The organism is Sporosarcina sp. P12(2017), from assembly GCF_002743035.1.
Lineage (GTDB): Bacteria > Bacillota > Bacilli > Bacillales_A > Planococcaceae > Sporosarcina > Sporosarcina ureae.
On sequence record NZ_PDYL01000007.1, the window covers coordinates 173,576 to 180,381 of the forward strand.

The 6,806-nt window shown below is 46.0% G+C and carries 5 protein-coding genes; 2 read left to right on the forward strand and 3 right to left on the reverse strand.

Annotation, left to right across the window (positions count from 1 at the left end):
• Positions 1–16: 16 nt before the first annotated feature.
• The 3 genes from CSV80_RS07740 to CSV80_RS07750 form a co-directional block, all read right to left on the reverse strand.
• Positions 17–2,758, reverse strand: coding sequence for a DEAD/DEAH box helicase (locus CSV80_RS07740; RefSeq protein WP_099670343.1), 2,742 nt, complete (start codon positions 2,756–2,758; stop codon positions 17–19).
• Positions 2,755–4,329 carry a hypothetical protein gene (locus CSV80_RS07745; protein WP_099670344.1) on the reverse strand — a complete coding sequence of 525 codons (1,575 nt, stop codon included), beginning with the start codon at positions 4,327–4,329 and terminating at the stop codon, positions 2,755–2,757. Before CSV80_RS07745 ends, CSV80_RS07740 begins: the two co-directional genes overlap by 4 nt.
• Positions 4,330–4,419: 90 nt before the next feature.
• Positions 4,420–4,845, reverse strand: coding sequence for a helix-turn-helix domain-containing protein (locus CSV80_RS07750; protein WP_099670345.1), 426 nt, complete (start codon positions 4,843–4,845; stop codon positions 4,420–4,422).
• A gap of 154 nt (positions 4,846–4,999) precedes the next feature.
• On the opposite strand from CSV80_RS07750, the gene CSV80_RS07755 reads away from it, so the two are divergent.
• The gene (locus CSV80_RS07755; RefSeq protein WP_099670346.1) at positions 5,000–5,344 is read left to right on the forward strand and encodes a hypothetical protein; all 345 of its coding nucleotides are present in this window, start codon (positions 5,000–5,002) and stop codon (positions 5,342–5,344) included.
• A gap of 157 nt (positions 5,345–5,501) precedes the next feature.
• On the forward strand, positions 5,502–5,951 hold the full coding sequence (locus CSV80_RS07760) for a hypothetical protein (RefSeq protein WP_029055269.1): 450 nt from the start codon (positions 5,502–5,504) through the stop codon (positions 5,949–5,951).
• The last annotated feature ends 855 nt before the right edge of the window (positions 5,952–6,806 follow it).

The following is a 6,806-nucleotide window of genomic DNA, read 5'->3' on the forward strand; positions in this document are numbered from 1 at the left end:
CCTACTGATCAATAGCTTAATTAAACGTCAGCAAATCCTCGAGCTCTCGATCATTGAGCTCCGTCAACCACTGACTCGAATGAATCAAATCAGCTGACAACGCCGCCTTCTCGACAAGCATCTCGTCAATCTTTTCCTCAATCGTCCCAACAGTCACAAATTTATGCACATGCACGAATTTGGTCTGCCCGATACGGTACGCACGATCCGTTGCCTGGTTCTCCACAGCCGGATTCCACCAACGGTCTGCGTGCAATACGTGATTCGCCTGCGTCAGATTTAAGCCGGTGCCCCCAGCTTTCAACGACAGGATGAAAATCGGGAATTCCCCGTTCTGGAACGCCTCGACCAATGCATCACGTTGTCCTTTTGGCATACTGCCCGTCAAGAACGGCACGTCAATCCCGTGCAACTCCGACAAGCACTGACGGATCATCTGCCCCATGCCAATATACTGCGTGAAGATCAAGCATTGCTCACCGTTCGCCGCAATCTCCGCTGCCATCGAAACGATTCGCGCCATTTTATTGGAACGCGTCGTCAACTCGGCAGCAGGGGCTGGCGGTTCTTTCAGGAATAATGCCGGATGGTTACATAATTGTTTCAACCGACTGAGCATCTTCAAAATCAAGCCTTTACGCTCAAATCCTGTCAAAGTCTCGAGTTTAAATTTCGTCTCCGAAACAAAACTCTCATACAATGCAGCTTGCTCAGGCGTCAGCGGTACATATTCATTTTGCTCGAGCTTCTCAGGTAAGTTCAGACGCAACTCCGGATCATTCTTCGTCCGGCGCATCATGAACGGTTGAATGCGAGCACGCAATTTCCGTTTCTCCGCTTCGAGATCATCACGCTCAATCGGCACGATGAACTCCTCGCTAAATTTACGGAAACTGCCGAGGTATCCTTTATGAATGAAATCAAAAATAGCCCATAACTCCGATAAACGGTTCTCAATTGGCGTACCCGTCAATGCGATATGATGCTCACCGCGTAACTTCCGGATCGCCCGTGACTGCTTCGTCTGTAAGTTCTTAATGTTTTGCGCTTCATCAATGGTTACATTCGCAAACTCATACATCGACAGCATTTCACCGTCTTGCGTAGCGGTCCCATACGTCGTCAAAATAATATGCGCCTGACGCTTGCTCATCATATCGGCAAATTGTTCCTCGCGCGCACGATTCGTCCCGTAATGTACGTGTACCGTCAATGAAGGTGCGAAACGTTCGAGTTCCTTTTGCCAGTTACCCATGACACTTGTCGGGCATATGATCAACGAAGGGGAGTCGGTTTCCGGTAAATTATGCACATACAGCAAATACGTGATGAGCTGTACGGTTTTACCGAGCCCCATATCATCCGCGAGCACCGCGCCGAATTTATTGTCACGCATGAAATGAAGCCACTCGAAACCTTCTTGCTGATAGGGACGCAACTCAGCGTGCAACGTCTTCGGTACTGGAACAGGCGGCAACCCTTTCTTGTCATGCAGCATATTCATCACTTTGCGCAAAGACTGCTGCATCGAAAACGCTACTAACGGGTCGTCATCTTCCTCTTCGTCATAGACAGGCGCAATCTCTTCGGGCACTTCATTGAACAGCAAATCTTTCACTGTCCATTCGCCGTCGTCGACTTGCTCCATCAACTCACGAATGCGTTTGAGCCATGCCGGATCCAAATGGAACCATTCATCGCCCGCGCGGATATACTCGCGGTTCTCATCGACCATCTTCTGGAATTGATTCCTGTCGATCTGTTCCCCAGCGAGCGAAAACTGCCAATCAAATGACAGCACTTGATCGAGACTCGCTGACGAACGATACGATTGCATACCTGCAGAAGTTCGAATCTTCAACTTCGTCTCGGTCACGGTCTTTAACCAAGCCGGCAGTATAACCGGATAATCAAACGCCTGACAAAGCGGCAGATCTTCCTGAATGAAAATCCGCACTTGCGCATCATGTAACGGCACATGCATGAATTGTCGCGGTTCATACCATTCAACGGAACGGAAAATCCCCACCATCTCAGCTTGACGCTCTTCGATATCCTCTGCATATGGCTTACGTTTTGCCGGCAAAGCATTTTCAATCGAACCCGCTATTTTACCGGCAGCTGGCGACCACTGCGCACCGCGATCACTAATCAGAATCGTCTCAAGCAACCAATCCGTCTCATCAACATCGGGCTCCGTCAAACGAAGGGCTACGCGGAACGGTAACTTAGACGTTTCGGTATTCGGCCAACCATACTGCTTGAAGTGTGGCAACAAAGCAGGGAAATCTGCCATCGAGACACCAAGCGTCGCCAACTGACCACGCATCGCAAGCGAGATATAGCGTCCAGCCTGCTCGGATAAATGCGTTTTATCGAGATTGAACGACAGTCCAGACTCATTCGCTTCAACGTATGAAAATAGCGCAGGATCTTTCCACAACGTCGCGGCTTCACGAATGTCAGTCAGCACTTGTTGATCGTCAGACGTCGCACCGGAGTATTGCACATACGGATGACTACCAGCCGAGAATAAGCGAAGCAACATATCGATTGATACATCGAGCCAATTATCCCGCTGCTCCACCAACATGCCGTACATCGTAGGCTCATCCGAATAAAATAAATACGACACCAACATATCGGCATCGATCTTGCGCGTTTCACCTGCGACATTCGCGGACACGATGAAGAGGCCGTCTTGTCCTTCTTGTAACGTTAGCTCTAATGAAAGTTGTAAGATGTTCGAATCGGTCATAGAAGTAGATTTCCTTTCTCCATCTCTTCCATCAGTGCACGCAGACGTGGAAATTGCTGGCGGACTGTATGGACATAACGGTTCCAAAATTCATTGCGGCCATCGCGCTTTGCGGCAGTCTTCATTTGCTTCCACAAACGCACCGCACGGCGATAGCTATCTCGATTTTTCTCTTTGACTAATTTCAACGCTTCAGCATGCATGAGAGGGAACACCGCTTGCGAATCTTCCGCGAGCGCCGTTTTCATCGCAGAGCTGTCAATCATATCGACTGACCCGCGCGTTAAATGCATAAGCGCAGCCCATTCGGCGTAACGATTACGTTCGAATAAAAACTTGCCGTACGCACGACTTGCTTCCGGTCCATACGATTGGAACAGTTGATCGCGCTGCGCTTCTGAAACATCAGACAGCGACAGCAACTCGTCGATATCTTCGGCGAACGCTGAACGGTTACGCGCTGCAAGCTGCTGATAATGCTCGGCTAAATGAGGGAGTAATTGCTGCATAATCGACTGCACAATATCAAAATCCTCATCTTCCTTGGCATAAAGCGCAAATGCCAACCACTGGGGAACAGCAGTAGCATCTAGCGTATTCAACTCCTCGTCAAGCTCGTCAAAACGGCCCGACGTCAAATAGAGAAACGCACGGAACAATGGCGCATCTTCTGCCGTTTCCTTTTGCAGGCGTTCAATCTCCTCTGTCAATTCAGCCTCATCAGAATAAAGCTCAGTATAGACAAGACGGAACGCTTCAAAACGCTTCGAGAATAAACCTTCTTCGTCTATTGCGAATGAATGAATCAAATCTTTCAGCTTCATATGAAATGCATCCGTCTCAAATAGACGTGATTTCGAACTCAGTTGTTTAATGCTCGCTTTAATTTCGGACATTTGTTCATTGAGCCAAATCGTCAGTTGCCATTTGCCGTAATGATAGGAATCATTCGCCGATAGCTCGCTATTTAGGAAAGGCCATGCCGCTCGCAATAACGTTAGCTGATAGTACAGCGAAAAGAGCGGCTTCCATTCCCATTCAAAAGGAGAAAGCCGCGTCTTCTGATGTTCAATTTTGGAAGCATAATGCAAGAAACCGGTCGGTCCGTCACTCGGGCTCAACTCGGCAAGCGGCTTCACTAATACGGATAACGCGTTCAACCAAGCTTCTGGCGTCCGCTCATTGATCGACAATTGTGTCTGCACAGTCCCGGACTGGCGCCACGTATTGAGCCAATCTGATAATGAATTAAACTGCGAGTACAAATGAAAGACGACCGCGATCTGATGCGCGCACCAGTCTCCGTCGGCACACGTGCAGTACGGTTCCATCGTCATGAAAGAAAGACGTGCGAATTCCGACTCTGTACCTGAAATATTGGCCATTAAGGATTGCTCGGTTTCCGTGTAGCGATACGCACCAATTGCGTTCATACGTACAAGTGAAGCGGCCTTGCGTAGAATTTCCGCCTGTGCAGCGACAGACGGCTGAAATGTATGTTTAATATGATTCATGAATTCTTCAATTTGTGATTCGTGCATATTTGCGATTCGTTCAATAGTGATGGCCACCGAATCCACTCCTTACTTAAGCATTCCTCCTATTATACCGTTTTTATCGGTTCTTTACCACAACTTGAGAAACATAAAAACCATCTAATTTCATTTACCTGTTTGATTATCGAATAGCTGCATAAGGTTCAACATGCCTGACAGCAACAATTGACGGTTCTCGTGGTTCAATGAATTTGCTCGTAAAATAAATTCTTTCAACAGTGGTTCGTTTTCAATTAGTGATCCGTACTGCGCAAGAAACCCGTTTTTGTATGTGGCGGTACTGTCGAGTGTTTGATTTGAAAAAGGGCGTACCGTCTTTAATGGTTTGTCCAAAATCATCGCAAGCAATACATCATCCGGAATATTATAGATTTCTTTGATGAGCGGCACTAAATAGATCGGGAAAACTCGTTCACTCGATTCATATCTGGACATCGTCGCCCCGTCGACTCCAAGATCCTCTGCCATCTGTTTTTGTGAAATTTGTAAATACTCATCGCGGTATTCTCGTAATTGTGTTCCGAAACTCATTTTCATCACCCGTTTTTCTCGCCATCGTATAAGAAAAGAATCCGGTATTTCGTTAAATTGTCATTTAGACAATATGAATTGATGAATTGACAAATCCGAGATTTTTCTACAATATTATGAGAAGATTGTGATAAAAAATAGAAAGTAGGCGAAAGTGATAGAAAAAGTGCAATTGATTTTACACTTACCTCAATTGCGGCACCGTGTACAAAAACCGAAACCCGTAATCGCAAGTGAGCTATGTTTCTTCGAATCTCTCGAACAATACTCCGAAAAATCCGTCCATGATCCAAATGGCAACGTTACATATTTGTATAACGTCGCTCGCGCAGAGATGATGTTCGAGCAAGTCGTCATCTCGTACGCAAACCATCAAATGATTTTTTCTTACGAGAAAACGAATGTCGATGCGAGCGAGCAATTACTGGAACAATTGCGAGAAGGAAACATTGAGTATCAGCCAGTGTCCAAAACCTTCCTTGTAGGGCGTGATGAATAACCCGAAAGACGGCGTCATTCGCCACTATGACCGTTTTCTGAAAAATTCTCTTGGTATATTAGAAGGTTTCCAACTCATATCATGCACAAAATCCTCTTTAATGTGATATATTAATAATAATCGGAAAATTCGAATTACTGAGGAGGAGGGGGAAGATATGCTAGTCATACAGCGAATCAAGCCATTTTTCACCAGGAAAGAAGAGTTCAACTTACGCCTTGTATTCGCTTATCAATATTTCTCGATTAAGCGAAACGATGAGGTGTTTCAATTCATCCCCGAGGAAGGTAAAGAAATCGTTGTGAATACGAAAAATCTGCAGATTGAGAACTTAGGAGAAGTGTTCGTCTTTCAGCGAGGCAGCAGATTTATCCGGATCCCACTTTATCAATTGTTGCTAGTTTCCGATTTGCATTTACATTTGTCGACTATACTCGAAGGAGCGATGGGATTGGAAGGCCATCTACAGGAAGAGTACATGCGTGAAGCGGACGGTTTGGTGGAGAAGTTGGAGCAAGATAATTGGGAACGAATGGTAGATTATGCGCTAGAAACGAAAAACCAACTCTTGTTTAAGGAGTTGATGGAAGGACTGCGAGTGATTTGATCATCACACTAAAACGTTAAAAACACCTCAGTTGGAAGCGCATTTATGTGCGTCGACGTTGAGGTGTTTTTATGTGCGTTGTGCTATGCGGTTTCTCATAGTGTCAGGAAATGGAGCGCCACTACGAATAGTCCTGATCCGCCAAGGCCTAGTGCAAAGTCCTGCCATGTAAACTCAATAGTTTTTTCTAGGTTCATCGCTCATCACTCCTTTTATATTCATAGTCTTCCCTGATAGTTACCATCATAACCTATTTTTACTTATTTTCAAGATTCAGAAAATTAAATGAATCTAATGGACTAGGAGGTTTTGAGTGGCAGAGGCTGACGGGTTGTTGGGTTGGGGATTTGCGCTTCGGAGGGGACGCGTTCCGAAGGGCCCGCGGTGAGCCCCCTAGTCGCTGTGCTCCTTTAGTGGTCTCACCTGATCGGGCTGATCCTTCCGGAGTCGCCCCTCCTACGCTCCAATCCCTTGCAATCAGAGTGGGTGATATTTTTCGTGGTTCATTGAAGTTCCGCTTGTGATTGCTTTTGCAGTTGAACTTTTATTTGAACTTAAGCAAGTTTAATAACAACAACAATTTACACTTTACTGCCAGTGATTGAATTACTTCCATCCACTATAATAGTAGGATTGGAGCGGAAGATGGGGGCGACTCTGGGAGGATCAGTGCGAGTTCGAGACACCGCAGGAAGCGCAGCGAACGAGGAGGCTCGGACCGCCATAGCTGTCAACTTAAGAAATAGGTGTACTTCTTTCAAAAAGATGGTAAAGATACATACCATCATTTTTGAAAGGAGTTCTTTTTATGTCTATCAACCATCATTTTGACATGCTTGAACAATTACTTTCATT

Bases quoted from the DNA above. Each gene is read 5' to 3' on its own strand.
- CSV80_RS07740 (WP_099670343.1), bottom strand. From the start codon at position 2,758: ATGACCGATTCGAACATCTTACAACTTTCATTAGAGCTAACGTTACAA.
- CSV80_RS07760 (WP_029055269.1), top strand. From the start codon at position 5,502: ATGCTAGTCATACAGCGAATCAAGCCATTTTTCACCAGGAAAGAAGAG.
- CSV80_RS07750 (WP_099670345.1), bottom strand. From the start codon at position 4,845: ATGAGTTTCGGAACACAATTACGAGAATACCGCGATGAGTATTTACAA.